The sequence below is a fragment of the Aeromicrobium jepli genome (assembly GCF_047246605.1).
GTDB lineage: Bacteria > Actinomycetota > Actinomycetes > Propionibacteriales > Nocardioidaceae > Aeromicrobium.
Map to the genome: position 1 here is coordinate 250,100 of NZ_JBFOKO010000005.1, position 25,636 is coordinate 275,735.

Annotated in this window: 22 protein-coding genes, 2 tRNA genes and 1 other RNA gene; 10 read left to right on the top strand and 15 right to left on the bottom strand. The window is 71.7% G+C overall.

Annotation, left to right across the window (positions count from 1 at the left end; translation table 11 throughout):
* The gene (locus AB3M81_RS11970; RefSeq protein WP_412904137.1) at positions 1-1,101 is read left to right on the top strand and encodes an acyl-CoA dehydrogenase family protein; all 1,101 of its coding nucleotides are present in this window, start codon (positions 1-3) and stop codon (positions 1,099-1,101) included.
* 163 nt (positions 1,102-1,264) lie between these two features.
* Here the strand turns inward: AB3M81_RS11970 and lplAB are convergent, their stop codons facing one another.
* From lplAB to AB3M81_RS11990, 4 genes are all read right to left on the bottom strand, one after another.
* Positions 1,265-2,314 carry a lipoate-protein ligase LplAB gene (gene lplAB, locus AB3M81_RS11975; protein WP_412904138.1) on the bottom strand — a complete coding sequence of 350 codons (1,050 nt, stop codon included), beginning with the start codon at positions 2,312-2,314 and terminating at the stop codon, positions 1,265-1,267.
* A 255-nt stretch (positions 2,315-2,569) separates the two neighbouring features.
* Positions 2,570-2,657 (bottom strand) — tRNA-Ser (locus AB3M81_RS11980).
* 59 nt (positions 2,658-2,716) lie between these two features.
* Complete coding sequence (locus AB3M81_RS11985) at positions 2,717-5,257, bottom strand: DUF4153 domain-containing protein (RefSeq protein ID WP_412904139.1); 2,541 nt, start codon at positions 5,255-5,257, stop codon at positions 2,717-2,719.
* Positions 5,254-5,946, bottom strand: a complete 693-nt coding sequence (locus AB3M81_RS11990) for a response regulator transcription factor (RefSeq protein WP_412904140.1) — start codon at positions 5,944-5,946, stop codon at positions 5,254-5,256. Before AB3M81_RS11990 ends, AB3M81_RS11985 begins: the two co-directional genes overlap by 4 nt.
* Positions 5,947-6,059: 113 nt before the next feature.
* Here AB3M81_RS11990 and ffs point away from each other — a divergent pair.
* Positions 6,060-6,156, top strand: an RNA gene (gene ffs, locus AB3M81_RS11995) — signal recognition particle sRNA small type.
* A 3-nt stretch (positions 6,157-6,159) separates the two neighbouring features.
* On the opposite strand, the gene AB3M81_RS12000 is transcribed toward ffs, so the two are convergent.
* The gene (locus AB3M81_RS12000; protein WP_412904141.1) at positions 6,160-6,927 is read right to left on the bottom strand and encodes a M14 family zinc carboxypeptidase; all 768 of its coding nucleotides are present in this window, start codon (positions 6,925-6,927) and stop codon (positions 6,160-6,162) included.
* A 5-nt stretch (positions 6,928-6,932) separates the two neighbouring features.
* Positions 6,933-8,516 (bottom strand): helicase HerA-like domain-containing protein, encoded by a 1,584-nt coding sequence (locus AB3M81_RS12005; protein ID WP_412904142.1) that lies wholly within the window; start codon positions 8,514-8,516, stop codon positions 6,933-6,935.
* Between the two features lie 93 nt (positions 8,517-8,609).
* Between AB3M81_RS12005 and AB3M81_RS12010 the strand changes: the two genes are divergently transcribed.
* Both AB3M81_RS12010 and AB3M81_RS12015 read left to right on the top strand, forming a co-directional pair.
* A complete protein-coding gene (locus tag AB3M81_RS12010; RefSeq protein ID WP_412904143.1) occupies positions 8,610-8,912 on the top strand; it encodes a type II toxin-antitoxin system VapB family antitoxin in 303 nt (100 codons plus the stop codon).
* Positions 8,909-9,421 (top strand): LytR C-terminal domain-containing protein, encoded by a 513-nt coding sequence (locus tag AB3M81_RS12015; protein ID WP_412904144.1) that lies wholly within the window; start codon positions 8,909-8,911, stop codon positions 9,419-9,421. Before AB3M81_RS12010 ends, AB3M81_RS12015 begins: the two co-directional genes overlap by 4 nt.
* 3 nt (positions 9,422-9,424) lie before the next feature.
* Here the strand turns inward: AB3M81_RS12015 and aroQ are convergent, their stop codons facing one another.
* Positions 9,425-9,868 carry a type II 3-dehydroquinate dehydratase gene (gene aroQ / locus AB3M81_RS12020; protein ID WP_412904145.1) on the bottom strand — a complete coding sequence of 148 codons (444 nt, stop codon included), beginning with the start codon at positions 9,866-9,868 and terminating at the stop codon, positions 9,425-9,427.
* A 239-nt stretch (positions 9,869-10,107) separates the two neighbouring features.
* On the opposite strand from aroQ, the gene AB3M81_RS12025 reads away from it, so the two are divergent.
* Both AB3M81_RS12025 and AB3M81_RS12030 read left to right on the top strand, forming a co-directional pair.
* Positions 10,108-10,632, top strand: a complete 525-nt coding sequence (locus AB3M81_RS12025; protein ID WP_412904146.1) for a flavodoxin domain-containing protein — start codon at positions 10,108-10,110, stop codon at positions 10,630-10,632.
* A gap of 3 nt (positions 10,633-10,635) precedes the next feature.
* The gene (locus AB3M81_RS12030) at positions 10,636-11,511 is read left to right on the top strand and encodes an LLM class F420-dependent oxidoreductase (RefSeq protein ID WP_412904147.1); all 876 of its coding nucleotides are present in this window, start codon (positions 10,636-10,638) and stop codon (positions 11,509-11,511) included.
* Positions 11,512-11,685: 174 nt separating this feature from the next.
* Here AB3M81_RS12030 and AB3M81_RS12035 read toward each other — a convergent pair whose 3' ends face one another.
* The 3 genes from AB3M81_RS12035 to AB3M81_RS12045 all read right to left on the bottom strand — a co-directional run bounded on the left by AB3M81_RS12035 (position 11,686) and on the right by AB3M81_RS12045 (position 16,937).
* Positions 11,686-16,017: a LamG-like jellyroll fold domain-containing protein gene (locus AB3M81_RS12035; protein ID WP_412904148.1), complete on the bottom strand. Its 4,332-nt coding sequence runs from the start codon at positions 16,015-16,017 to the stop codon at positions 11,686-11,688.
* A gap of 164 nt (positions 16,018-16,181) precedes the next feature.
* On the bottom strand, positions 16,182-16,742 hold the full coding sequence (locus AB3M81_RS12040; RefSeq protein WP_412904149.1) for a mycothiol transferase: 561 nt from the start codon (positions 16,740-16,742) through the stop codon (positions 16,182-16,184).
* A gap of 105 nt (positions 16,743-16,847) precedes the next feature.
* Positions 16,848-16,937 (bottom strand) — tRNA-Ser (locus AB3M81_RS12045).
* 78 nt (positions 16,938-17,015) lie between these two features.
* Here AB3M81_RS12045 and AB3M81_RS12050 point away from each other — a divergent pair.
* Positions 17,016-18,071, top strand: coding sequence for a YdcF family protein (locus tag AB3M81_RS12050; protein WP_412904150.1), 1,056 nt, complete (start codon positions 17,016-17,018; stop codon positions 18,069-18,071).
* 115 nt (positions 18,072-18,186) lie between these two features.
* Here the strand turns inward: AB3M81_RS12050 and AB3M81_RS12055 are convergent, their stop codons facing one another.
* The 4 genes from AB3M81_RS12055 to AB3M81_RS12070 all read right to left on the bottom strand — a co-directional run bounded on the left by AB3M81_RS12055 (position 18,187) and on the right by AB3M81_RS12070 (position 20,982).
* Complete coding sequence (locus tag AB3M81_RS12055) at positions 18,187-18,786, bottom strand: CE1759 family FMN reductase (RefSeq protein WP_412904151.1); 600 nt, start codon at positions 18,784-18,786, stop codon at positions 18,187-18,189.
* Positions 18,783-19,880, bottom strand: coding sequence for an LLM class flavin-dependent oxidoreductase (locus AB3M81_RS12060; RefSeq protein ID WP_412904182.1), 1,098 nt, complete (start codon positions 19,878-19,880; stop codon positions 18,783-18,785). Before AB3M81_RS12060 ends, AB3M81_RS12055 begins: the two co-directional genes overlap by 4 nt.
* A gap of 203 nt (positions 19,881-20,083) precedes the next feature.
* Positions 20,084-20,506 carry a tRNA adenosine(34) deaminase TadA gene (gene tadA, locus AB3M81_RS12065; RefSeq protein ID WP_412904183.1) on the bottom strand — a complete coding sequence of 141 codons (423 nt, stop codon included), beginning with the start codon at positions 20,504-20,506 and terminating at the stop codon, positions 20,084-20,086.
* A gap of 14 nt (positions 20,507-20,520) precedes the next feature.
* Positions 20,521-20,982 carry a tRNA adenosine deaminase-associated protein gene (locus tag AB3M81_RS12070; protein ID WP_412904152.1) on the bottom strand — a complete coding sequence of 154 codons (462 nt, stop codon included), beginning with the start codon at positions 20,980-20,982 and terminating at the stop codon, positions 20,521-20,523.
* A gap of 46 nt (positions 20,983-21,028) precedes the next feature.
* Between AB3M81_RS12070 and upp the strand changes: the two genes are divergently transcribed.
* The 3 genes from upp (at position 21,029) to AB3M81_RS12085 (ending at position 24,179) form a co-directional block, all read left to right on the top strand.
* Positions 21,029-21,670: a uracil phosphoribosyltransferase gene (gene upp, locus AB3M81_RS12075; RefSeq protein ID WP_412904153.1), complete on the top strand. Its 642-nt coding sequence runs from the start codon at positions 21,029-21,031 to the stop codon at positions 21,668-21,670.
* Positions 21,667-22,662, top strand: a complete 996-nt coding sequence (locus AB3M81_RS12080) for an adenosine deaminase (RefSeq protein WP_412904154.1) — start codon at positions 21,667-21,669, stop codon at positions 22,660-22,662. Before upp ends, AB3M81_RS12080 begins: the two co-directional genes overlap by 4 nt.
* A gap of 71 nt (positions 22,663-22,733) precedes the next feature.
* Positions 22,734-24,179, top strand: coding sequence for an MFS transporter (locus AB3M81_RS12085; RefSeq protein ID WP_412904155.1), 1,446 nt, complete (start codon positions 22,734-22,736; stop codon positions 24,177-24,179).
* A 68-nt stretch (positions 24,180-24,247) separates the two neighbouring features.
* Here AB3M81_RS12085 and pntB read toward each other — a convergent pair whose 3' ends face one another.
* Positions 24,248-25,636, bottom strand: coding sequence for a Re/Si-specific NAD(P)(+) transhydrogenase subunit beta (gene pntB, locus AB3M81_RS12090; protein ID WP_412904156.1), 1,389 nt, complete (start codon positions 25,634-25,636; stop codon positions 24,248-24,250).

Genomic DNA, 25,636 nt, shown 5'->3' on the forward strand with positions numbered 1-25,636 from the left:
ATGGACTTCACCATCGACTCCGAGCAGAAGGCTCTCGTCAAGGCCGTCCGCGGCCTGATCACCAACGTCTACGACTCGTCCGAGACGCGTCGTGAGGTCACCAAGTCCGATCCCGGCTTCGCCGCCTGGGAGCAGCTCGCCGAGATGGGCGTGCTGAGCCTGCCGTTCGAGGCCACGCCCGTCGAGGTCTCGCTGGCGGCCGAGGAGCTGGGCAAGGTCATCGCGCCGGACCCGTTCGTCGAGGCGATCGTCCTGGCCGGCGGCCTGATCGACGCGCTCGGCAGCGACGACCAGAAGAAGCAGTACGTCGACGCCATCGCCGGCGGCGAGGTCCTGCCGATCCTGGCGTGGCTCGAGCCCGGTCGTCGCTGGACCGCGCAGGCCTCCGGCGTCACGTACGCCGACGGCAAGCTCAACGGCGTCAAGGCGCCCGTCGTGCAGGCCGAGCGTGCCGACGTGCTGCTCGTGACGGCGGCGCTGCCCGAGGGCGGCACCGGCGTCTTCCTGGTCGACGGCGCCACCGCCGTCGAGACCACCGTGACGAACGACGGCTCGCGCGCCGCCACGGTCACGTTCGCCGACACCCCGGCCGTCCCGCTGGGCGCCGGCGGCGACCAGACCGGCGCCATCGGGGTCGCGCTGGACCGCGCTCGCATCGCCTACGCCCACGAGGCGCTCGGTGCGATGGAGACGGCCCTGACCACCACGGTCGGCTACCTCAAGACGCGCAAGCAGTTCGGCGTCACGCTCAACACGTTCCAGGCGCTCAACCACCGCGCCGCGGACATGTACGTCGCGCTCGAGCTGGCCCGCAGCACCATCACGTGGGCCACGATCGTCGCGGCCGACGAGGCCACCACGCCCGAGCAGCTGGCCACCGCGGCATCGCACTCTGCGCTGCAGGTCAGCGTGGCCGGTCGCCACATCGGCCTGGACTCGATCCAGCTGCACGGCGGCATCGGCATGACCGCCGAGTACTCGGTCGGCCACTACGCCAGCCGCCTCATCGCCATCGAGCACCTCATCGGCGACGGCGAGTTCCACAAGGCCCGCCTCGCGGCCACGGTCGGCGACCACGACGTCTTCGACCCGATCGGCTGACACCGCTCACACGACAGACCCGCCACCCCCTGTGGGGTGGCGGGTCTCGTCGTTTCTCGGCAGTGGTCTCGATACACGCCGCTCGTTCCTCGCGGCGCACTCGACCACCGGTGATCGAGTAGCTCGGCGAGGAACGAGCCGGCGTATCGAGATCACCTGAGGCTCACGGCACGCGGTGCGTCCACTCCCGCGTGGAGAACTTCTCGTCGACGAGGCGCTTGGCCTCGGTGAGCTCGGCCTCGCTGTAGTCCGCCTCCTGCGTCGCGTAGCGGCGGCGGAACGTCTGCAGGAACGACTCGATGATCGCGTCGCGGGTCATGCCGGTCTGCGAGCGCATGGGGTCGACGCGCTTGTTGGCCGAGCGGGTGCCCTTGTCGCTCATCTTCTCGCGGCCGATCCGCAGCACCTCGGTCATCTTGTCCGCGTCGATGTCGTAGGCCATCGTCACGTGGTGCAGCACCGAGCCGGCCGCGAACCGCTTCTGCGCCGCGCCGCCGATCTTGCCCTTCTCGCTGGCGATGTCGTTGAGCGGGACGAAGTGCGCCTTCACGCCGACCTCGCCGAGCGCCTCGATGATCCAGTCGTCCAGGAACGAGTACGAGCGCTCGAAGCTGAGGCCCTCGACCAGCGACTGCGGCACCACCAGCGAGTACGTGATGCAGTTGCCCGGCTCCATGAACATCGCGCCGCCGCCCGAGACGCGGCGCACGACGTTGATGCCGTGCTTCGCGGCGCCCTCGGGATCGATCTCGTTCACGTAGCTCTGGAACGAGCCCATGACCACGAGCGGGCTGTCCCAGTCCCAGATCCGCAGCGTCGGCGGGCGGGTGCCGGCCGCGACCTCGCGGCCGATGATCTCGTCCAGGGCGACGTGCATCGCCGGGTCCATGACGCGCGGGCCGATCACGTCGAACGTGTGGTCGTCCCAGCCGGTCGCCTTGCCGAGCGCGCGACGGACCGCGATGCCGACGGCCTCGGGCGAGAACCCGATGAACGCCGTGTCGCGACCGACCGCCGCCTCGATCGCCGAGGTCAGCTGCTCGACCGACGCGTCCACCGACAGGCCGGTCAGGGCGGCGTTCACGTCGAACAGCGCCTCCTCCGGCTCGAGGAAGAAGTCGCCCGAGACGCTGACGTCCGCGAGCCTGCCGTTCTCCACCTCGAGGTCGACCGCGACGAGCTTGCCTCCGAGGACCTTGTATTCACCACGCATGTCCGGGTCAACGGTTTTCGGGGCTGGGGTGTTCCGGGGGGCTGGCCTGGGCGACTTCTGGAGCGGGTTCCACGGGCTTGCCGCGGGGAAGGGTGGAAGGCGTTCCGGAAGTTGCTGCGGGTGGGGTGCGCGGAGGCTGGGTCGTGGCTGGCTTCGACCTCAGCCTTCCTGGCAAGGGCAAGCCTCCGCCCTGGCTGAGAAAGACGAAACCAGCGGCGTCGCGTTGGTGCGACTGCCCGCTGGCTTCGTCCTTGGTGGCGGAGGATAGGGGATTCGAACCCCTGAGAGCTTTCACTCAACCCGCTTTCCAAGCGAGCGCACTAGGCCACTATGCGAATCCTCCGCCGAGGAGTCTACGGTGCGACCACCGCGCCGGGCCAATCGGGCCGGGGCCGGCGCCCCTCAGTCCCGCGACCGGCTCGCGCAGGGCTCGGTCGTGGGGCCCAGGGTGGTCGTCTCCAGGCCCACGGACTCCGCCCGCGCCCGGCCCAGGTTCCACTCCAGGAGCCCCTCCTCGTCGAGACGCTCGGCGCTCAGCACGCAGGCCCGGTCGGCGCCCTCCAGGCGCGCGTCGAGCGTGGGCACCGCGTCGTCCGAGAGCTGCGACAGGAAGTACCAGTCGACCTTGCCGGTGGACTCGTAGCGGTCCAGGTTGTGGTCGGCGATCCACGCGTCCGGGTTGATCACCGCGATCCCCAGCAGCAGGGCCGCGCCGCTGACCAGGCCGAAGCGCGGCAGCCACGTGCCGCGCAGGCGCCAGCCCGTCGCGAGCGTCGCCAGCACGAGCAGGCCCAGCCAGCCCTCGAACACGTCGACCAGCAGTCGCAGCTGGGTGAAGCCGTACGCCTCCTGGTACAGGCTCATCCGGTGCAGGGCCGAGACCACCACCACGAGGGTCATGACGCACAGCGCCCCCAGCGCGCCCCGGATCCACGCCCGGTCCGACGCGGTCTCGCGCGGCGCCTTGCGCGAGGCGACCCACACCACGAACAGCGTGAGGGCCGTCGCGACCGTCAGCTGGCCGAAGCCCTGGTGCACGTACTCGGCGTACGTCAGGCCCGTCGTGCGCTCGAAGTAGTCGCGCCCGCCGAAGATCGCGGCGGCCTGCGACACCAGGAAGGCCACGAAGACCGCGTCCACCACGAGGACCGGCACGAGCCACTCGAAGCGCTTCGCGACGGGCCGGCTCTCCCACTGCACGGCGTCGACCGCAGGCGGGTTCAGGGCGAGGTACGCACCGGCCAGCGCGATGCCGCCGATCGCCACCGCGACGAAGATGCGCACGACGAAGTCGGTCGAGCCGAGGTCGGGCAGCAGCGCCCCGAGCCACTCGGCGAACAGGGCGTCGGCCGACATGAACAGGAACGCGAACACCACGAGGCCGAGCAGCGACCACAGGACCGTGCGCACCACGGCGATCCCGCCGCCCGTGCCCGTCAGCATCCGCAGCGTGCGGCCGAGCCACGGCACGCCTCGCAGTCCCGCGAGCGGCCAGGCCGCCGTGGCGAGCACGAACGCCGGGACCCGTCGCGCGTCCACGAGCGCCGCCGTGGTGACGGCGCCGCCGGCCAGCAGGCACAGCAGGACGATCCAGTCGGCCTCGCGGAACAGGGCCGTCGCCGCGAGCGCCGTGCACAGCACCGCGCAGCCGACGACGAACGGCTCGCGCCGGCGCGGGCTCGCGAACAGCAGCAGCAGCCCGGCGGTCATCAGCACGAGGAAGGTGCCCACGCCGAAGTCGTTGAACGGCAGCGCGATGCCGGCCAGCACGCCCACGCCGATCGCCCACGCGAGCAGCCGGGGACGGCCGGCCACGCCGGGGTCGGGCCAGAAGTGGCCGAAGAGCGAGTCGGTCATCGACGGCACGGGCGCCATCGTGGTGGGAGGGGGCGGGGGAGGGGTGGTGACGGGCACGGAGGTCTCCTTCGGGACGGGGGTGCGGGTCGGGGCGACGGGCAGGGTGACCCGCACGCGCGCGCCGTTCCGGCCGGGGGCCGGGTCGACGAAGTGGATCGAGCCGTGGTGCAGGTCGGTGACCCAGCGCGCGATGGCCAGGCCCAGGCCCGTGCCGCCGCCGCCCTCGGTCTCGGTGAGCGTGCCGAAGCGCTCGAACGCCTGCTCGCGGTCGGACGGGGCCACGCCGGGACCCTCGTCGGTGACCTCCAGGACCCACGCGCCGTCCTGGCGCTCGGCTCGCAGCGAGACGGTGCCGCCCGCGGGACTGTGGCGCGTCGCGTTGTCGACGAGGTTCGCCACCAGCTGGTGCAGCCGGGCCGCGTCCGCCTCGACGGTCAGGTCGGCGTCGGCGTCCACCGCGACCGTGACGTCACGGTCGCCGTACTGGAACTCGGCCGCAGCCGACTCGAGCAGGTCGCGCACGGCGACGGACTCGAGCTCCAGCGGCACGGCGCCCGCGTCGACCCGCGAGAGGTCCAGCAGGTCCGCGACGAGGTCCGACAGCCGCTCGGCCTGCGCGAGGGCCGCCCTGAGCGCGGCGGGATCGGGCTCACTGACGCCGTCGGCGAGGTTCTCCAGCAGCGCGCACATCGCCGTCAGGGGCGTGCGCAGCTCGTGGCTCACGTTCGCGACGAGGTCACGGCGCTGGCGGTCGACCTGCTCGAGGTCGGCGGCCATCTTGTTGAAGGCGCGGGCCAGCTCGCCGATCTCATCCCGGGAAGTGTCCGTGATCCGGCTGCGGTGGTCGCCGCGCGCCATCCGCGCCGCCGCGACCGTCATCTGCCGCAGGGGCGAGGTCATGCCGGTCGCGAGCAGCTGGGTCACAGCCAGGGCCAGCGCGATCGTGACCGGGACGCTCAGCCACACCGGCACGCCGCCCTCGGAGCCGACGGTCGCGACGACCGACGCGACGACGACGCTCACGGCCACGAGCAGCCCGAGCTTGACCTTGACCGATCCGACGGCGTCCAGCGGGCGCTCGTTCATCGCGGGGCTCCGACCTCGAGGGCGTAGCCGACGCCGTGCACCGTGCGGACGCGGTCGCCGCCGATCTTGGCGCGCAGTCCCTTGATGTGGGAGTCCACGGTGCGGGTGCCGGACGCGTCGTTCCAGCCCCACACCTCGGCGAGCAGCCGCTCGCGCGACAGCACGTCGCCGGGTGCGGCGGCCAGGCACACGAGGAGGTCGAACTCGGTGGGCGTCAGGTGGACCTCGGCGTCGTCGACCCACACGCGCCGCGCGCCGGTGTCGATCCGCAGGCCGTCCCACGAGCGCACGGACGGTGTGGTCGAGGCGGCCAGCTCGGCCGCGCGGTCCACGCGGCGCAGCAGCGCGGAGACCCGGGCGACGAGCTCGCGCATCCGGAACGGCTTGGTGAGGTAGTCGTCGGCGCCGACCGCGAGGCCGACCAGCACGTCGGCCTCGTCGTCACGCGCGGTCAGCATGAGCACCGGCACGGGCCGGACCGCCTGGATGCGCCGGCAGACCTCGTGGCCGTCGAAGCCGGGCAGCATGACGTCGAGCACGACGAGGTCGGGCCGGTGCTCCTCGAACGCCGCGACGCCACCGGGACCGTCCCACGCCCGCACGACCTCGTGCCCGTGGGCGGTCAGGCGGTCCGCGACGGCGGCCCCGATGGTCGGCTCGTCCTCGACGAGCAGGATGCGTGCAGCCATGCCCCCAACCTAGGAGCCTGACTCGTCAGGAAGCGGGGACGAATCGTGAAGATCCTGTGCAGGTCCGCGGGCCGGGGTCCGTCACGGGGCTGGAGCCGAACCCGTATGCTGGGACCAGCCCCTCGCGTGGCGGCACATCACCCAACTCCCCCAGGGCAGGAATGCAGCAAGGGTCAGTGATCCCTGTCGGGTGCGCGAGGGGTCCTTTCGTCCCTAGCGGTCGACCCGCGCCGCCCGCATGATCCCGCGCGCGGCCGTGGACGTCCGGTACTTCTTCGAGGGCCTGGCGCCGTACTCGATCGTGATCGCCGTGCCGTGCCGCCCGAGGTAGCGGTTGTACCAGCCGGTGAGCGTGGGCGAGGTCCCCTTGCCCTGCGCGACGCCGAAGTACTTGCGCTTGAGGCCGAGGTACTTCGCGAGCCGCTTCTCGAACGCGACGTCCTTGTCGGACTTGCCGATGCCCTTGAGCGGCTGGTGGATCGAGGCGATGTAGTCGGGCTTGTACCGCTTGAGGAAGCGCATCATGGCGCGCGTCTCGCGCTCGCTGCCCTTCTTGGGGCCGCCGTACGTGCGCGAGCCCTTGGTGCCCTTGATCCAGCCGCTCGTGGGCCAGTTGCGGTTGAGGTCGACGCCGCGCGCGTTGGTGCGGGTCCCGCGAGCCCGGCCGTCGGGGTTCATCGAGGGGATGACCCACACGCCCGTGCCGGCGCGCGGTCGCATCTTGCGGGCGACCTGGAAGGCGGTGTCGCGCCCCGCCGGCTCGTCGCCGTGCATCTGGCCGAGGACGAGCAGGACGCGCCGCGGCTGGGCGTCGCCGCGGTAGTACGCGACGATCTCGCGGCCCTTGGACGTGGTGCCGACGACGATGCGCTTCTTGACGTAGGTCGACTCGGCCGCCTGGGCGGGCGCCGTGAGGACCGGGGCGACCAGACCGGTCGTCAGGACGACGCCGCCGACGACTCCCCGCAGTGTCGAGCCCATGGGACTCACCTCCTCTTCCTGAAGATCGCCTTGACGATCTCGCGGGCGGCGGTGCGGCTGGCCTCGCCGATCGCCTTCTCCATGGGGGACATCCGGGTGGAGCGTCGCCGGGGCGCCGAGCGCGTGGTGCCGCGGCCCAGCTCCTTCTCGAGGCGCTCGGACTCCTCGGCGGCGCGCTTGCGCTCGGCCTCGGCGGCCTCCGCGGCGGCGGCCGCGTCGGCTGCGGCCTGCGTGCGCTGCCGCAGGACCGAGGCGGCCCCGTCGGCGGTGGGCGTGGCGGCGTACTTCGCCGTCAGCGGCGAGGCGGCGACGATCGCCGCGAGCCGGTCGGCCGGCGTGGGGTCCATCGACCCCTGCGGCGCCCGCACCCGCGTCCACGCGACGGGCGACGGCGCGCCCTTCTCGTTCATGACGGTCACGACCGCCTCGCCCGTGGCGAGCTGCGTCAGCACCTCGGCGAGGTCGTAGTCCGAGGTCGGATACGTCGAGACGGTGGCCTTGAGCGCCTTCGCGTCCTGGGGCGTGTGGGCGCGCAGCTGGTGCTGCACGCGCGAGCCCAGCTGGGCGAGCACGTCGTCGGGGACGTCCTTGGGCGTCTGGGTCACGAAGAACACCCCGACGCCCTTGGAGCGGATGAGCCGCACGGTCTGCACGACGATCTCGAGGAAGTCCTTGGAGGCGTCCTTGAACAGCAGGTGCGCCTCGTCGAAGAAGAACACGAGCTTCGGGCGGTCGGTGTCGCCGACCTCGGGCAGCGTCGCGAACAGCTCGCGCAGCAGGTACATGAGGAACGTCGAGAACAGCCGCGGCTGGTCCTGCACGCCGGGGACCTCGAGCAGCGAGACGACGCCGCGCCCGTCCTCGGTGGTGCGCAGGACGTCGCTCACGTCGAACGAGGGCTCGCCGAAGAACGCGTCGGCGCCGGTGTCGGCGAAGGTCACCAGCTCGCGCAGGATCACCCCGACCGTGGCGCTCGACAGGCCGCCGATCGCCTTGAGCTCGGGCTTGCCGTCGTCGCTGTCGAGGTACGCCACGACGGCACGCAGGTCCTCGAGGGTGACCAGCCGCAGCCCGGCCTGGCGGGCGTGGTGGAAGACGAGGGCGAGCGAGGACTCCTGCGTGGCGTTGAGGTCGAGGACCTTGGCCAGCAGGACGGGCCCGAACGCCTCGACCGTGGCGCGGATCGGGACACCGGTGCCGCGGCCGCCCAGCGTGAACAGCTCGGTGGCCGAGGCCGCGGGCCGCCAGTCCTGCCCGATCGCCTGCGTCCGCTCGACGAGCGCCTCGCTGGAGGTCCCCGGCGAGGCGATCCCCGACAGGTCGCCCTTGATGTCCGCCGCGAACACGGGCACGCCGCCGGCGGCGATCTGCTCGGCGAGCACCTGCAGGGTCTTGGTCTTGCCCGTGCCGGTGGCGCCCGCGACGAGGCCGTGCCGGTTGAGCATGCGGAACGGGATCCGGACCGGGACGTCGGCGCGCGGCGCCCCGTCGACGACCAGGGCGCCGATCTCGAGGGCGGGCTCGTCGAACGCGTAGCCCGCGCGGATCTGCTCGACGTGCGCGGACGGGTCGGCTGCCGGCTGGGTCATGGACTCAGGCTAATCGCGACGACGGACGTTGGGGCGACTCCCGCGCGGGCGCGAGGTCCCTCGCGGGCGAGGTGCGCCCCTTAGACTGTCCGGGTGATCTTTCGCCGCGTGGGGGACGGGCGGCCGTACCCCGACCATGGACTGACCCAGAGTCAGTGGGCTGCCATCGCGCCCACCCAGGTCCGGCTCGACGATCTCACCACCACCAAGACCACCCTCGACCTGGCGACGCTGCTCGACGACGACTCGACGTACTTCGGCGACCTGTTCGCCCACGTCGTCGGCTGGAACGGCGAGCTCTTCCTCGAGGACGGCCTGCACCGCGCCCTGCGTGCCGCGCTGCAGCAGCGGACCATGATGCACGCGCGCGTTCACACGATCGGGAAGCACTCATGAGCAAGTCCACCGAGCGTCTCGTCGTGGCCGGCGCCGTCGGCGTCTTCGTCGCCGGCACCCTCCTGGGCGCCAACCTCGTCATGGCCGAGCCCGAGCCCGTCGCCGAGGAGGCGACGTGTGAGGTGCGCACGATCGCGCAGGGCCAGGCGCTCAGCAGCAACCTCGTGATGGTGCACGTCTACAACGGCAGCAAGCGCGCCGGCCTGGCCAACCGGGTCAAGATCAACCTCGAGCGCCGCGGCTTCCTCGGCGGCGTCGCCCAGAACAACCCCGGCAGGCTCACGCCCAAGAACGTCGCCGTGCTCACGGACGATCCGCAGGACCCGCGCGTGCGGCTCGTGGCGGCCCAGTTCAAGGGCAAGGTCCAGCGCATCAAGGCCGACTTCCCGGTCGAGGACGGCGTCTCGGTCCTCGTCGGCTCGAACTACCAGGGCTTGAAGAAGGCCGGCACGCAGCTGCGCGCCAACCGCGCCGTGAAGGTCTGCGTGCCGACGATCGAGCTGCCCTGAGCCTCAGCGCCCCAGGTGGGCGATGAGCTGCTCGGTCGCGGTGCGGTAGCCGGGCACGCCCTGCCCGATCACGTGCACCACGGCGACGTCCGCGACGTACGAGTGGTGGCGGAACGACTCGCGCGCGATGACGTCGCTGATGTGGACCTCGGCCACCGGTAGCGCCACGCCCGACAGCGCGTCGCGCAGCACGACCGAGGTGTGGGTCAGGCCGCCGGGGTTGATCACGATGCCGGCGCAGTCATGGCGCGCCTCGTGGATCGCGTCGATCAGCACCCCCTCGTGGTTGCTCTGGACCGCCCGCACCTCGTAGCCGTGCGCCGTCGCGACCTCGGTCACGAGCGCCTCGACGTCGGCGAGGGTCTCGGAGCCGTAGATGTCGGGCTCGCGCGTGCCGAGCAGGTTGAGGTTGGGGCCGTTCACGAGCAGCAGGCGGGGCGTGGTCACGCGGTCAACCTACCCGCGTCGCGGCTCTTGCCTCGCACCGTGCGAGCCTCACTAGCATCGCGATGCCCGCTTCCTGGGCTCGAAGGAGCGGAAGCGACCCTGAGCGCGACCTCGCTCCGGAGGCCTCGCGTTCGCCACCCTCGCGGGCTCCGGCGCTGGCGGGGAGCCGCCGGGGGACGTGCCTCACGTTCCGTGGATTCTCGCCCCACATGACCCCGGCGCGGTCCTAGCCTCGAGGCATGAGCCTGGTCGTCCACGCCTCGAAGTACGGATCCGCCCGCCGGTACGCCGAGTGGATCGGCGAGGGACTCGCGGCGCCCGTCGTGGCGGCGGACGGGGTCCGCGCCGACCGGCTGGCGGCCGAGGACCTCGTCGTCCTGTGCGCGGCGATCTACGGGCCGCAGTTGCGCGGCAGCGACCTGCTGCGCGACGCGATGCGGCAGGGGACGGCGACCCGGTTCGTCCTCGTGACGGTGGGCCTGAGCGACCCGGCGCTGACCACCAAGCGCGACGAGCTCGTCGCGGCGAAGCTCGACGCTCCGCTGCGCGAGCGGCTCGAGGTGGTGCACCTGCGCGGCGCGATGGACCGCGACCGGCTCACGTTCGTCGAGCGGTCGATGATGGCGGGGATCCGCACGGCCCTTGCGGCCAAGCGGGATCGCACCGCCGAGGACCAGGCGATGCTCGACGTCCTCGAGCCCGTCCGCGTCGACCTCACCGACCGCGCAGCGATAGCGCCCGTGCTGGAGACGTGCCTACGCTGAGGAATGCGCTTCAGTGTCCACGTCTACAACTTCACGATCCCGGGCGAGCCGCAGTCGCTCGCCCCGACCCTCGCCGAGACGGCGCGCCGGGCCGAGCAGGCCGGCGCCGACGCCGTCACGCTGATGGACCACTACTTCCAGATGGAGACCGTCGGGAAGTCCGAGGACCCCATGCTCGAGGGCTACACCTCGCTGGGCTACCTCGCCGGCATCACCGAGCGGGTCAAGCTGGGCCTGCTCGTCACGGGCGTCACCTACCGCCATCCCGGCCTGCTGGCCAAGATCGCCACGACGCTCGACGTCCTGTCGGGCGGTCGCGCGATCCTCGGCCTCGGCGCCGCCTGGTACGAGCGCGAGCACCACGGCCTCGGCGTGCCGTACCCGGACATGAAGGAGCGGTTCGAGCGCCTCGAGGAGACGCTGCAGATCGTCCACCAGATGTGGAGCGACAACGACGGCCCGTACGAGGGCAGGCACTACCGGCTGGCCGAGACGATCTGCCAGCCCCGGCCGATCCAGCAGCCGCACCCGCCGATCCTGCTCGGCGGCATGGGCGAGAAGAAGACCCTGCGCTTCGTGGCCCAGTACGGCGACGCCTGCAACCTCTTCCCGGCCGGCATCGACGTCATCCGGCACAAGCTCGAGGTGCTCGACCAGCACTGCGCCGACGTCGGCCGCGACCCGGCCGACATCCTGCGCACGCTGCAGTCGCCCGGCGACGCGGTGAAGGACCCCGACAAGTTCCTCGAGGACGTCGCGGCCTACGCCGAGTTGGGCATCCAGTCCGTCTCGGTCTCGCCGCACGGGCCGGATCCGGTCGGCTGGGTCAGCGAGTTCGCCGAGAAGACCGCGCCTCGGCTGGCCGAGATCGGCGGCTGAGCCCGGGCGCTGAGCCCAGGCGGGCGACTTTTGGAACGCGTTGCACCGTCCGCGCGGACGAAAGCGTGCATCCCGTTCCAAAAGTCGCGCGGGGCGGACGGCGGCGCGCGGGGCGGACGGCGGGACGGCGAAGGCCCCGGGGACGGCGTCCCCGGGGCCTCCTGCGTGTCGGCCTCAGCGCTTGACGACGCGCAGCGTGGTGGCGGTGCTGCGAGCGCCCACCCGGTCGTTGCCGAGGTAGCTGATCACGAGGCGGTGCTTGCCCGCCTTCAGCTTCGGCAGCCGGACCGTGACCTTGCCGTTGCGCACGACGCCGTCGGCGACGACGCGGCCCTTCACCTTCACGAGGACCCGGCCGTTGGCGTTGGCCGGCGCGGCGACGCGGACCCGCACGGCGGCGCGCTGCCTCGTCGTGACCCGCTTCTTCGCCAGGGAGGCGCGGACCGTGGCCGTGGCCTTCGCGACGCGGGAGGCCGACGAGGTCGCGGTCACCGGCTGGTGGCCCACCGTCGTGGCGGTCACGCGCACGCTGATGGACCGGCCGATGTCGGCCGCGGTCACGCGGTAGTCGCCGCCCGTGGCGCCGCGGATCGGCTGGCCGTCCCGCAGCCACTGCGCCTCGAGCGTGGCGGCCTCGACGTTCGACCAGGTGCCGATGCTGGCACGCAGGATCGAGCCGACCCGCAGCGAGCCGCTCACCTTCGGGCGGACCGTGTTGACCGGGGCCTTCGCGCCCTTGACCTCGACGATCCGGGTCACCATCGACTGGTTGCCGTTCGCGTCGGCGACCGAGTACGTCAGCGCGTAGGTGCCCGGCTTCGCGGTGTCGACCTCGCCGAGGACCTGAACCTTCTCGGTGACGTCGCCGTCCACCGCGTCCTCGGCCGAGACGCCGGCCATCGGGTCGAACGCCGCGTTCAGCTCGACCGAGCCGTTCTTCGGGACGGTCAGCGTCGGCGCCGTCGTGTCGGTGCCGCTGGAGCCCGCCGTGAACAGCGAGATCTGGCTGACCTCGCCGGGCAGCTCCTCACCCGAGGCCGCGTCGACGCTCGTGGCGTGCCACGCGTAGGTCCGGCCCTCCTCGAGCCCGTCCCACGTCACCGTGGCGGGCCAGCCGGAGCGGACCGTCTGCTCGCCGATCACGCGGTCGGTCGGGTCGACCACGACGAGGCCGTCCGAGCTGAAGCTGGTCTTGCGCGTCGTGAGGTTGATCGGCAGGCGCGTGTCGTCCTCGGTGCCGTTGTAGCGGAAGCGGTCGTCGTACTCGGTGGCGCCGAAGTTCTCCAGCAGTGGCGAGTACGTGTCGACGGCGACCTCGCCGGCGTCGACGTCGAACTGCAGCAGCCGGAAGAACGACGAGCCGAACTGCAGCGGCGTGTTGCTGTCGTAGCCGACGCCCGTCAGGCCCAGCTCGTCCGAGCTCACCTTGTAGAACTGGTAGTCCGCGAGCAGCTCGACGACGTGGTGGCCCTTGCGGGCAACGTCGCGGCGCAGCTCGATGCTGACGCCGTGCTCGTGTCCGGACAGGACGAGGGCGACGTTCGGGTTCTTCTTGATGACGGCGTCCAGCACCTGGCGGCCGTCGTACGAGAAGCCGCTGCCGCGACCGTCGGGGTTGACGCTCGGGGTGAGGTAGGCGTGGGTCAGCAGGATCGCGTTGCGGTCCGGGAACTGCTTGAGCACGCTGTCGGCCCAGGCGGTCTCCTCGGCGTCGACGCCGAACCCGAGCGACACGACGACGAAGTCCAGGTCGCCCTCGCTGAACAGCACGTAGTTGTTGCTGTTGTCGCCCGGCTTCCACGGCGTGAACTCGGCCTTGGCGTCCTGCCACGCCTGGCTCTGCTCGAGCGCGGCGTAGCGGTCGGGACCGAAGTAGTCGTTGTAGAGCGCGTCCGGTCCGGTGTCGGTGCCGTAGAGGTTGTCGTGGTTGCCGGGCAGGACCGTGTTGACCATGCCGGCGTCGTCGAGGACCTTCTGCGCCTTCGAGGCGACCTCGAACTCGGCGCGCGCGTTCGGCTCGTCCGAGCCGACGTTGTGCCAGTTCTCGATGATGTCGCCCGTGTGGGCGGTGAACGCGATCTTGCGCTCGTCGGCGTTCGCCGCGATCCACTCGGTGATGCCGCGGTAGGCGCTGCGCCAGACCTCGCGCTCCTGCTCGGTCTCCTGCTCGACCGCGCCCTCGGAGAGGTACTGCGTGTCGGTGACGTGCGCGATCGAGAAGTCGTAGTCGCCGGGCTTCTCGAACGCGTTCTTCACCTCGTTCGGCAGGTCGTCGGCGAACGGGTCCTCGCCTGTCACGAGGACCGGGACGGTGCCGTCGTGACGGTGGCGGCTGCGCAGGTCTCCGGTCAGCTGGACCTGTCCCTCCGCGTTGCCGCGCGAGCGGGCGAGCTCCTCCCAGGCCTTCCCGTCCCAGACGCGCAGGACGACCTCGCGCGCGGGGTCGACGCGGCCGCTCCAGATCACCTGCTGGTCGGAGTTCGAGGTGACCGGGACGTCGAACTGCTGGAACGGCAGCTCGGCGGTCGACGGCGAGTCGAGGAATGTCTCGTCGCCGGGGGCCGCCGCGTCCGAGATCGCCTTCTCCTCGGTGCCCGTGAAGTCGCGCTCCTTCGGGATGCCGGTCAGGACGCCCTGGCGGCCCTGCTTCGCGACGACGACGTCCGCCTCGCGGAAGGTGGTGCGCACGCGGTCGCCCGACGGGTTCGTGGCGTTGGCCGAGAGGCGCACGGACCCGCCGCCCTGCTCGGTCTCGGTGCCGCCGGCCGAGGGCACGTTGGCAGTCGCGAAGGTCGTCGTGTGGTCGATCGGCGTGCCGAACACGTCGTGACCCTTCACCGTGATCTCGTGCTCTCCGGCCTTGAGGCCGGCGCCGATCTCGTCTCCGGGCTCGATCGGGTCGCCGTCGAGCTCGTACCGGACGTCGCGGCCGACGCCCTCGGGGTTGGTGAACTCGACGCCGAAGCGGGTGCGCCGGGTGAGGCGCTCTCCCTCGGCCGGCGTCGTGGAGCCGACCTGGACCCGGTAGTTCGCCGGGCGGCCCGCGAAGGCGTCGCGACCGAGCGCGAGCACGCCCTCGGCGTCCACGGCCTCGCTGAACACCCGCACGCGGCTGATCGTCGACGGCGAGAAGAAGGCCGGGCGGTCGCGGCCGCTCGCGTCGCCGCCGATCACGAGGTTGCGCGCGCCGGCGCTCGGCGAGCTGAGGGCGCCGGTCGCTGGGGTGCTGGCGGCGAGGACGCCGTTCACGTAGAGCCGGACCATCTGGCCGTCGTACGTGCCGACCGCGTGGTACCAGCGGCCGCTCTCGATCTGCGTGCCGGTGTTGCGGTACGCGCCGCCGATGTGGGGGTTGAACGAGAGCTTGTCGCCGTACATGACGACGCCGAAGCCGCCGGCCTCCTTGGCACCGCACAGGTTGCCGCGCGTCTCGACGCCACTGGCCTGGAAGTCGTCGTCGTACTTGAAGACGCACTCGACGGTCATCTGGTTCGCCAGCTTGGGGAACTGCGCCTCGAAGGGGTAGAGGTAGGCCGACCCCGCGCCGTCGAACTGGGCGACCTTGGTGCCCATGGGGGCGTCGTCGCGCACCTCGGGCGATCCGAACGTACGTGGCGTCAGGCCCTGCGCGCCGTCGACCGGTGCGCCGGACGAGAAGTCGAGGTCGAGGACGTCGGCCTTCGGGGCCGCCGGCCCCTGGCGGTCGGCCTCGGCGAGCGCCGACACCTGCTCCGCCGTGAGGGGGTCGCTGTAGAGGCGCGTCGTGCGCATCGTCGCCGGGGCGAAGAACTGGGGCTTGTTCGCGTTGCTGACGTCCGCCCCGAGCATCATCGAGTCGGCGCCCGCGGTCGAGTGCTTGAACGCGCCCGCGGCGGCGACGTCGCGGACGAGCTCGCCGTCCAGGTAGAGCTTCAGCCGCGTGCCGTCCCACGTCGCGACGGTGTGGTGCCAGGTGCCGGTGGTGATCGGCACGCGGACGCTCTTGTAGCCGCCGCCGACGTGGATCATGAAGTTGACGTCGTTGCCGGACATGACCGTGGCGAAGCCGCCGGACTCCTTCGAGGAGCACAGCGCCGCCTCCGTGCTTGCGGACGTGCGAGGTCCGTCGAACCGGAACGAGCACTCCAGCGACATCCCCTGCTCGAGCTTCGCGAACTGGTCGCGGATCGGGTAGCCGATGGCGTCGTCGGTGCCGTCGAAGCCCAGGACCGAGCGGCCGGTGCCGAGGTCGGCTCCCGGGGTCGGCTCGCCGTGGACGGTGGGCTCGAGGCCCTGCGCGTGCTCGGTCGGCTTGCCGTCACGGAAGTCGACGTCGAGGACGTCCGCGGTGGGCAGGTCCACCGCCTGGCGCAGTGCGGTCGCGGCGGCCGGCGGTGCGACGGTCGCGAGCTGGCTCACCGCCGCATCGGCCAGTCGGGGCGTGGCTAGGGCGGGGGCGGCGGAGAGGGTGCCGAGCCCGACCACCGCGGCGAGCGCGAGGCCGGAGGTCGTGCGAAGGGATCGCATGTGAGGTGTGCTCCTACGGGGAGGCCATCAGGACGCCCCGAGACTCTCGGCGCGAGATTCCTTCCGGTGAACGCCGGGTGAGCGCTTGGAGCACGATGCGTGAGCACTCGGTGCGTTCGGGGTCCGTTCGCCGTCCGTTCGCCCGGCGAGGCGCCGGGCCCGCCTCAGCGATGCGGTGAGGGCGTCCAGCCGGCGGGAGGGTCCTCGCCCACGCGCCCGTCGACGGCCTCGCGCAGCAGGTCGGCGTGGCCCGTGTGCCGGGCGTACTCCTCGAGGAGGTCGAACAGCAGCCGACGAAGGCTCGCCCGGGCGCCGTCGTCGTCGCTCACCGCGGCGAGCTGGTCCAGGCCTCCGTCCGCCAGGGCCGCGGCGTAGCGCGAACGGGCGCGGGCGACGGCGTCGTCGTACAGGGCATAGAGGTCCTGCGCGGACCCCGCGACCCCGAAGGAGGGATCGTCGGGGCCGTCCCAGTCGAGTTCCGCCCAGAGGTCTCCCGGTGAGGCTCCCGCGAGCTTGGTGGCGGACGTGAAGTCCTCCACGAAGGCCAGGTGGGACAGCAGCCCCGCCAGCGTCAGGACCGACGACTCGAACGTGGAGTGCAGCGCCTCGGTGTCGAGGCCGTCGACCTTCCAGCGGAAGGTGGCGCGCTGGCGGTCGAGGGCGCCCAGGAGGTGCTCGACCTCCGAGGCGGCGATCGGGGGCTCCCACCAGGCTCCGTCGACCATGGCACGACGGTACTCCCACGGCGCCCCGATCGCCGGTGCGCCGACGCTCGCCGGTGCAAGCGCGAACCCCCGCCGAGCGAGGCTCGACGGGGGTCCGGATCTAACTGGCGGTGGCGGTGGGATTTGAACCCACGGTGGGCGTGAACCCACACACGCTTTCGAGGCGTGCTCCTTAGGCCGCTCGGACACGCCACCGCCGAGGAGTTTACGGCAGGCACCCCCGCACGTCCCAATCGGGGCGGCGGCGACGGGTGTTGCCCTAGGGTTCGGGGCGTGGCTTGGGCACTCGTGGCGCTACTGACGCTCGCCGCGGGGGTCCTCATCCGGCGGGATCCTCGCCGGCTGAGCATCGCGCTGATCCTCACCCTGGCGCTCGGCCTGACCGTGGTGGGGCTGCTCGGCCGGGTCGCGGTGTGGCTCGACGCCGCTGACGATCCGCTGCGGTTCGCGTGGGCGCTGCTCGCGTGCATCGCGCTGGCGCTCGCGGCCCTGGTGGCCCTGGGCGTGGCCAGCGTCGTGAACGGGATCGTCATGCTGCGGCGTGAGCGGCGCACGCCCGCGCACCTGCTGTCGCTCCTCTTCGGACTCGTCGTGCTGGGGTACTGCGCCCTGATCCTCGTCCTGTGGTGGGTCGACCAACGGCACACCGACGTGGCGTTCGAGATCTTCCTCTGGCTCGTCGCGGTCGGGGTGCCGCTCGCGTACCTGGCCTACGTCTTTGTGGCGTTCGTCGGCTACGGCGTCCTCTACAACTGGGCGGCGCGGCGCTGGGCACGACCGGTCGACGCGGTCATCGTGCTGGGGGCCGGCCTGCGCGGTGACCGCCCGACGCCCCTGCTGGCCGCCCGCCTCGACCGGGGCCGCGAGGCGCTCGAGCGGTCGCGATCGCGCGGGGCGGACACCCGGCTGATCTGCTCGGGCGGCCAGGGTCCTGACGAGGTCGTGCCGGAGGCCGTCGCCATGGCGAACCACCTGGCGGAGGCCGGGGTGGACCGCGAGCTGCTCTGGCTGGAGGACGCGTCCACCTCGACCGAGGAGAACCTGCGGTTCAGTGCCCGGGCCGCCGCCGAGCACGGCCTCGAGGACGGCCGCTTCGCCGTCGTCACGAACGACTACCACGTGCTGCGGGCCGCGCTGCTGCTGCGACACCTCGGCATGGCGGGCTACGGGCTGGGCGCGCCGACCGCGCGCTACTTCTGGCCGAGCGCGATCCTGCGCGAGTTCGCCGCGATCCTGTGGGAGCACCGCCGGCTCAACCTCGTCCTGCTCGGGATCTCCTGCGTCCCGATGGCGCTGCTCCTCGGGCGCGCGGTCGTCTCCTGGGCCTGACGCCGGCCCGCCCGCCCCCTGCGCTCGACTTCTGGAGCGGTTTGCACGCCTCCCAGCGGGGTGAACGTGCATCCCGTTCCACAAGTCGGCACTGGAGGGCGGCGGAGCGCTCGACTCAGTCGGGCTGGCTGATCGACAGCATGGTCGGGCTGAACAGGTCGATCTCGTCGTCCTTCGATCGGCCCGAGCCGGCGCCGGCCAGCAGGCTGGCCAGCTCGGCGGCGGCCCGCTCGATGCGGCTCTGCAGCGCACCGTCACCCGCCGTGCCCCAGTCGTGGGGGCTGGCGAACACGCCGGTCGGCACGATGACCGACTGCAGGTACGCGAACAGCGGTCGCAGCGCGAAGTCGATCACGAGCGAGTGCCGCGCCGTGCCGCCCGTCGCGCCGAGCAGCACGACCTTGCCGATGAGCGCCTCGTTGTCGAGCGCGTCCATGAACGACTTGAACAGGCCCGGGTACGACGCCTTGAACGTCGGCACGACGACGACCAGCGCGTCGGCCTCGCCCACCTGGTCGTACACGTGCTGCAGTCGCGGCGCCGCGAAGCCGGTCAGCGCGGCGTCGGTGATCTCGTGCGCGAAGTCGCGCAGGTTGACCACCTCGACGCTCGCGCCGCCGAGCGCGGCACCGGAGGCCGCGGCGAGCCGATCGGCCAGCATGCGCGTGGTCGACGGCTCGCCGACGCCCGCGGACAGGGCGACGATCCGGGTCATGCGGAGACCTCCTCGGAGAGGGCCGCGTCGCGGGCGGCGACCCGGGCGGCGTGGGTGGGGGCGTCCGGCACGTTCGCCGGGCGGCGCGCGTCGAACTCGGCGCGCATCGTGGGCAGGATCTCGCCGAGCAGGTCGAGCTGCTCGAGGACCGTCTTGAGCGGCAGGCCCGCGTGGTCGACGAGGAACAGCTGGCGCTGGTAGTCGCCGAAGTAGTCGGCGAACTCGAGCGTGCGCTCGAGCACCTGCTGCGGGCTGCCGACCGTGAGCGGCGTCTGGGAGCTGAAGTCCTCCAGGCTCGGGCCGTGGCCGTAGACCGGCGCGTTGTCGAAGTACGGCCGGAACTCGTTGACCGCGTCCTGGCTGTTCTTGCGCATGAAGAACTGACCGCCCAGGCCGACGATCGCCTGCTCCGCCGTGCCGTGCCCGTAGTGGGCGTAGCGCTGGCGGTAGAAGTTGATCAGCCGGATGTAGTGCTCCTTCGGCCAGAAGATGTTGTTCGCGAAGTAGCCGTCGCCGTAGAACGCGGCCAGCTCGGCCACCTCGGGCGTGCGGATCGAGCCGTGCCACACGAACGGCGCGACGCCGTCGAGGGGCGCGGGCGTCGAGGTGTAGCCCTGCAGCGGCGTGCGGAACTTGCCCTCCCAGTTGACGACCGGCTCGGACCAGAGCTTGCGCAGCAGCTGGTAGTTCTCGATCGTCAGCTCGACGGCCTTGCTGATGTCCTTGCCGAACCACGGGTAGACCGGGGCCGTGTTGCCGCGGCCCAGCATGAGGTCCATGCGGCCGTCGACGAGGTGCTGCAGCGTCGCGTAGTCCTCGGCGATCTTCACCGGGTCGTTCGTGGTGATGAGCGTCGTCGAGGTCGACAGGATGATCTTCTCGGTCTGCGCGCCGATGTAGGCCAGCGTCGTCGTGGGGCTCGAGGGCACGAACGGCGGGTTGTGGTGCTCGCCCGTCGCGAAGACGTCGAGGCCGACCTCCTCGGCCTTCTTGGCGATCTCGACCGTGGCCTTGATGCGCTCGTGCTCGCTCGGCGTGGTGCCGTTCGTGGGGTCCGTCGTGACGTCGCCGACGGTGAAGATGCCGATCTGCATGCTGCTCATGACGTTCACTCTTCCAGAGTTTGGTTGAAGATTCAACTAGTAGAACGCGGGCATGCCCCAGGTATTCCCGTGACGGATTCCCCGGTTAACTAGGTTTTCTGGCAGCTCGGACGCACTGAGCGTGGTTTTCCCGCACTTAACGGGGATCGCAACCCACGTTGAGTGAGGGAGAACCTACTTAACCGGGGAAACCGTCAGCGGCCGAAGAACGAGCGCAGCAGCTGCGAGGACTCGGCCGGCAGCACGTCGGCAAGGACCTCGGGGCGATGGTTGAGGCGGCGGTCGCGCACGACGTCCCACAGCGAGCCGACGGCGCCGGCCTTCTCGTCCCAGGCGCCGAACACCAGCCGGTCGACGCGCGAGGACACGACGGCCCCGGCGCACATCGTGCACGGCTCCAGCGTCACGACGAGGGTGCAGCCGTCGAGCCGCCAGCGACCGAGGGCGGCGGCGGCCTTGCGCAGCGCGACGATCTCGGCGTGACCGGTCGGGTCGGCGTCGCGCTCGCGCGTGTTGCGGCCCTCGCCGACGATCGCGCCCTCGTGCACCACGACGGCACCGACGGGCACGTCGCCCTCCGCGGCGGCCTCCGCCGCCAGCTCGAGGGCCCGCCGCATGAACGGGTCCCAGATCACCCGACGATCGCCTCGAACTCGTCGCCGAACCCCAGCCGGTCGGCCAGGTCGGCGAGCGCCTCATCGGGGAACAGGTCGTCGTCGTCGCACAGCAGGCCCAGCTCGACCGACGCCAGGCCGAGGTCGCTCACGATGTCGAGGTCGCCCACGGGGACGGCGTCCTCGTCCGCCTCCGGGGCGTCGACGAGGTCGGCCACGTCGGCCGCGATCGGCCAGTCCCACGCGGCCGTCGAGTCCGACAGCAGGGCCCGCACGTGCTCGCCGCTGCGGCGCACGATCACGAAGAAGTCGTCGTTGACCGAGGCCAGTCCCAGCACGCCGACGTCGGAGGGGAAACGGGCCAGGGCGGCCGTGAATCCCTCGAAGTCCTCACCGAGGCGAGGAGGCAGCTCGACCACCGTCCAGGCACCCTCGTCGCGGTACGCCGCGACCACGAAGTCCACATCGTCCTCGGCCACCCTGCGATGGTGACAGACGCGCTCGCACGGCCGCTACCCTCGACCCATGCGTGTTCACGTCGCCGATCACCCGCTCATCTCCCACAAGCTCTCGGTCCTGCGCGACGCGGGCACCGACTCGCCGACCTTCCGCCGGCTGACCGAGGAGCTGGTGACGCTGCTGGCCTACGAGGCCACCCGCGAGGTCAGCGTGGAGCAGGTCGAGGTGACCACGCCGCTGACCACCACGCAGGGCGTGCGCCTCACCAGTCCCGGGCCGCTCGTCGTCCCGATCCTGCGCGCCGGGCTGGGCATGCTCGAGGGCATGCAGCGCCTGCTGCCCACCGCCGAGGTCGGCTTCCTCGGCATGATCCGCAACGACGAGACCTTCGAGGCCGAGACCTACGCCGAGCGCCTGCCCGACCGGCTCGACGGCCGCCAGTGCTACGTCCTGGACCCCATGCTGGCCACGGGCGGCACACTCGCGATGGCGATCGACTTCCTCGTCAAGCGCGGCGCCCGCGAGATCACCGCGATCACCCTGCTGTCGGCGCCCGAGGGCATCGAGCGACTCGAGCGCGACACGGCGCACATCGACGCCCCGATCAACCTGTTCAGCGCCGGACTCGACGAGCGCCTCGACGAGAACGGCTACATCGTGCCGGGCCTGGGCGACGCCGGCGACCGGCTCTACGGCGTCGTGGGATGAGCGCGTTCATCGCGGGCCTGCCCAAGGCCGAGCTGCACGTCCACCACGTCGGCTCGGCGGCGCCGGACACCGTCGCGCGGCTCGCCGCCCGCCACCCGGACTCGCCCGTGCCCGCGGATCCCGAGGCGCTCGCCGAGTACTTCACCTTCACGGACTTCGCGCACTTCATCGAGGTCTACCTGTCCGTCGTCGACCTGCTGCGCACGCCCGAGGACATCTGGACGCTGACGCACGAGGTCGGCCGCGACCTCGCTGCCCAGAACGTTCGGTACGCCGAGCTGACGATGACGCCGTACACGTCGATCGCGCGGGGCATCGCCGCCGAGGCGTACGTCGAGGCGATCGAGGACGCCCGGCACGCCGCCGAGCGCGACTTCGGCCTGCGCCTGCAGTGGATCTTCGACATCCCCGGTGAATCGGGCATCCCGGCCGCCGACGTCACGCTCGACACGGCGCTGCGGCTGCAGCCCGACGCGCTGGTCGGCTTCGGCCTCGGCGGCCCCGAGATCGGCGTGCCCCGGCCGCAGTTCGCGCCGCACTTCGCGCAGGCCCGCGCGGCCGGGCTGCACAGCATCCCGCACGCGGGGGAGTCCACCGGCCCCGAGACGATCTGGGACAGCCTCGAGCACCTCGGCGCCGAGCGGATCGGCCACGGCATCGCCGCGGCGCAGGACCCCCAGCTCATGGCCCGGCTCGCGGCCGACGGCATCGCGCTCGAGGTCTGCCCCACCTCGAACGTGAGGACCCGCTCGGTGCCCTCACTGGAGGAGCACCCGCTGCCGACGCTCGTCGAGGCCGGCGTGACCGTGACGATCAACTCCGACGACCCGCCGATGTTCGGCACCACGCTGAACCGCGAGTACGAGATCGCCGCCGAGCTGCTGGGCCTCGACGAGGCCGGCCTCAAGTCCCTCGCCGCGGCGGCCGTCGACGCCAGCTTCGCGCCCGCCGAGGTGAAGTCCGCGCTGCACGCCGAGATCGCTCGCGCCTGAGTTCTCGCGCCGGCGGGAGGGCATGAGCCGCTCGACAGGACAGGCGCGGCGAGCGGCTGCACAGTGGTCTGGTGACGGACGAGACGACGAGCGGTGCACCCGAGCCCATCGCGGTCGACGAGCCCGATCCCCGGCGCTGGCGGATCCTGACCGTCACGCTGGTCGTCGGCTTCATGACGCTGCTCGACGTCACGGTCGTCAACGTCGCCGTCCCGTCGATCCGCGAGGGCCTCGACGCATCGGCCGGGACCGTGCAGTGGGTCGTCTCGGGCTACGCACTGACCTTCGGACTCGTGCTGGTGGCCGGCGGGCACCTCGGTGACGCGTACGGCCGGCGCCGGATCATGACGATCGGCCTCATCGCGTTCATCGTCTCCAGTGCCGCCGTCGGCCTGGCGCCCAGCGCGGGGTGGATGATCGCGGCCCGGCTGGCCCAGGGCGCGGCCGCGGGCCTGCTCACCCCGCAGAACGCCGGGCTGATCCAGGAGCTGTTCACCGGGCCGGAGCGCGGGCGCGCCTTCGGCTACTTCGGCCTCACCGTCTCGGTGGCCTCGGGCATCGGGCCGGTCCTCGGCGGAGGGATCATCGCGCTGGCGGGCAGCGACCTGGGCTGGCGGCTGATCTTCCTCATCAACGTGCCCGTGGGCCTGGTCGCGCTGGTGGCGATCCGCCGGCTCGTGCCCGTGCCGCGCGGCGACACCGACCGCGAGCACGTCGACGTCGCCGGCGCGGCCATCCTCGGCCTGACCGTGCTGTGCCTGCTCTATCCGCTCATCGCGGCCGAGTCCGGTGAGCGGCTGCCACTGCTGCTGGTCCTCGCGGTGCCGCCCCTGGCCTGGTGGTTCGTCCGCTGGGAGCGAGCGGTGAAGCAGCGTGACCGGTCGCCGCTGCTCGACGTCGGGATGCTGTCCGAGCTGCCCACCTACGGCAGCGGCATCGTCATCGGCACCCTCTACTTCGCGGGGTTCACCGGGGTCTTCCTGACCTCGTCGGTGTGGCTGCAGGAGGTGCGCGACCTCAGTGCGCTGGAGAGCGGGATGCTGCTGACGCCGTTCGCGATCGGCGCGGCGATCACCTCGACGCCGGCGGGCCGCCTCGTCAGTCGCGCCGGTCGCAAGGTGACGATCGCCGCGCTCGCGGTCATCATCCTCGGCTTCGCGGCGATCGCCCTCGTGGTGCCGGGGCAGGGCACGACGGCGCTGTGGTGGACGTTCGCGCCCCTGCTGTTCGTCGCGGGGCTCGGTGGCGGTGGCGTGGTCTCGCCGAACCAGACGCTCACGCTGGAGGACGTCCCGCCGGCCGTCGGCGGGGCTGCGGGCGGGGCGCTGCAGACGGGCCAGCGCATCGGCTCGGCACTCGGCACCGCGGCGCTCATGACGGTCTACGGCCTCACGGCGTCGGCGGCCGACGGCGACGCGGCACTGCGGGTCGCCCTGCTGACCTCGTCCACCGTCTTGGCGCTCGCGCTGGCCGTCGCGGTGCGCTCGCACCGGCAGGCCGAGGCCCGGAACGAGTAGCGCCCCCCACCCGCACCGGCCGCAGAGCCGGATCGGGTGGGGAGCGCCGTGATCTCGCTCCGAGGGCCTCAGAGGGCCTTGATGATGTCCTCCACGCGGTCCTTCGCGTCGCCGAACAGCATCTGGGTGTTCTCGCGGAAGAACAGCGGGTTCTGGACGCCCGCATAGCCGGCGGCCATGGAGCGCTTGAACACGATGACGTTCTTGGCCTCCCACACGTGCAGGACGGGCATGCCGGCGATCGGGCTGCCCGGGTCCTCGGCGGCGGCCGGGTTGACCGTGTCGTTGGCGCCGATGACCAGGACGACGTCGGTCTCGGGGAAGTCGTCGTTGATCTCGTCCATCTCGAGGACGACGTCGTACGGCACCTTGGCCTCGGCCAGCAGCACGTTCATGTGCCCGGGCAGGCGACCGGCGACGGGGTGGATGCCGAAGCGGACCTCGACCCCCTTCTCGCGCAGGCGCGCGGTCAGGTCGGCGACGGGGTACTGCGCCTGCGCCACCGCCATGCCGTAGCCGGGGGTGATGACGACGCTCTTGGCGTCCTTGAGCAGCTCCGCGACGCCGTCGGCGTTGATCTCGCGGTGGTCGCCGTAGTCGGTGTCGTCGCTCGGGCCGGCCTCGATGCCGAAGCCGCCGGCGATGACGGAGATGAACGAGCGGTTCATCGCCTTGCACATGATGTACGACAGGTAGGCACCGGAGGAGCCGACGAGCGCGCCGGTGATGATGAGCAGGTCGTTGCCCAGCAGGAAGCCCGAGGCGGCCGCGGCCCAGCCCGAGTAGCTGTTGAGCATCGACACGACGACGGGCATGTCGCCGCCGCCGATCGAGGCGACCAGGTGCCAGCCCAGCGCCAGCGCGACGATCGTGACCAGGACCAGCAGCCACAGGGCGGGGTCGATGACGAACCAGATCGTCAGCGCGACGAACAGCACGAGCGCGCCGACGTTGATCCAGTTCTTGCCCGGCAGCATGAGCGGCGCGGACTTCATCTTCGCCGAGAGCTTGAGGTACGCCACGATCGAGCCGGTCAGGGTGACGGCGCCGATGAACACGCCGATGAAGATCTCGGCGTTGTGGATGTCCTCGAGCGACTGGGTCGGGAAGTCGCCGTGCGCGAGGTAGCCGTTCCAGCCGACCAGCACGGCGGCCAGGCCGACGAACGAGTGCAGCAGGGCGATGAGCTCGGGCATGCCGGTCATCTCGACGATGCGGGCGCGCCACAGGCCGATCGCGGCGCCGATCGCCATCGCGACGACGAGCAGCACCAGGCCGATGCCCGGCTCGGAGTCGATGACCAGGACGTAGGTCGCGGCGAGCGCGATCGTCATGCCGGCGATGCCGAAGACGACGCCGCGGCGGGCGGTCTCGTGCTTGCTCAGGCCGGCGAGGCTGAGGATGAACAGCAGTGCCGCGACGAGGTACGCGGCATTGGCCAGGGAGTAGGCAGTCAC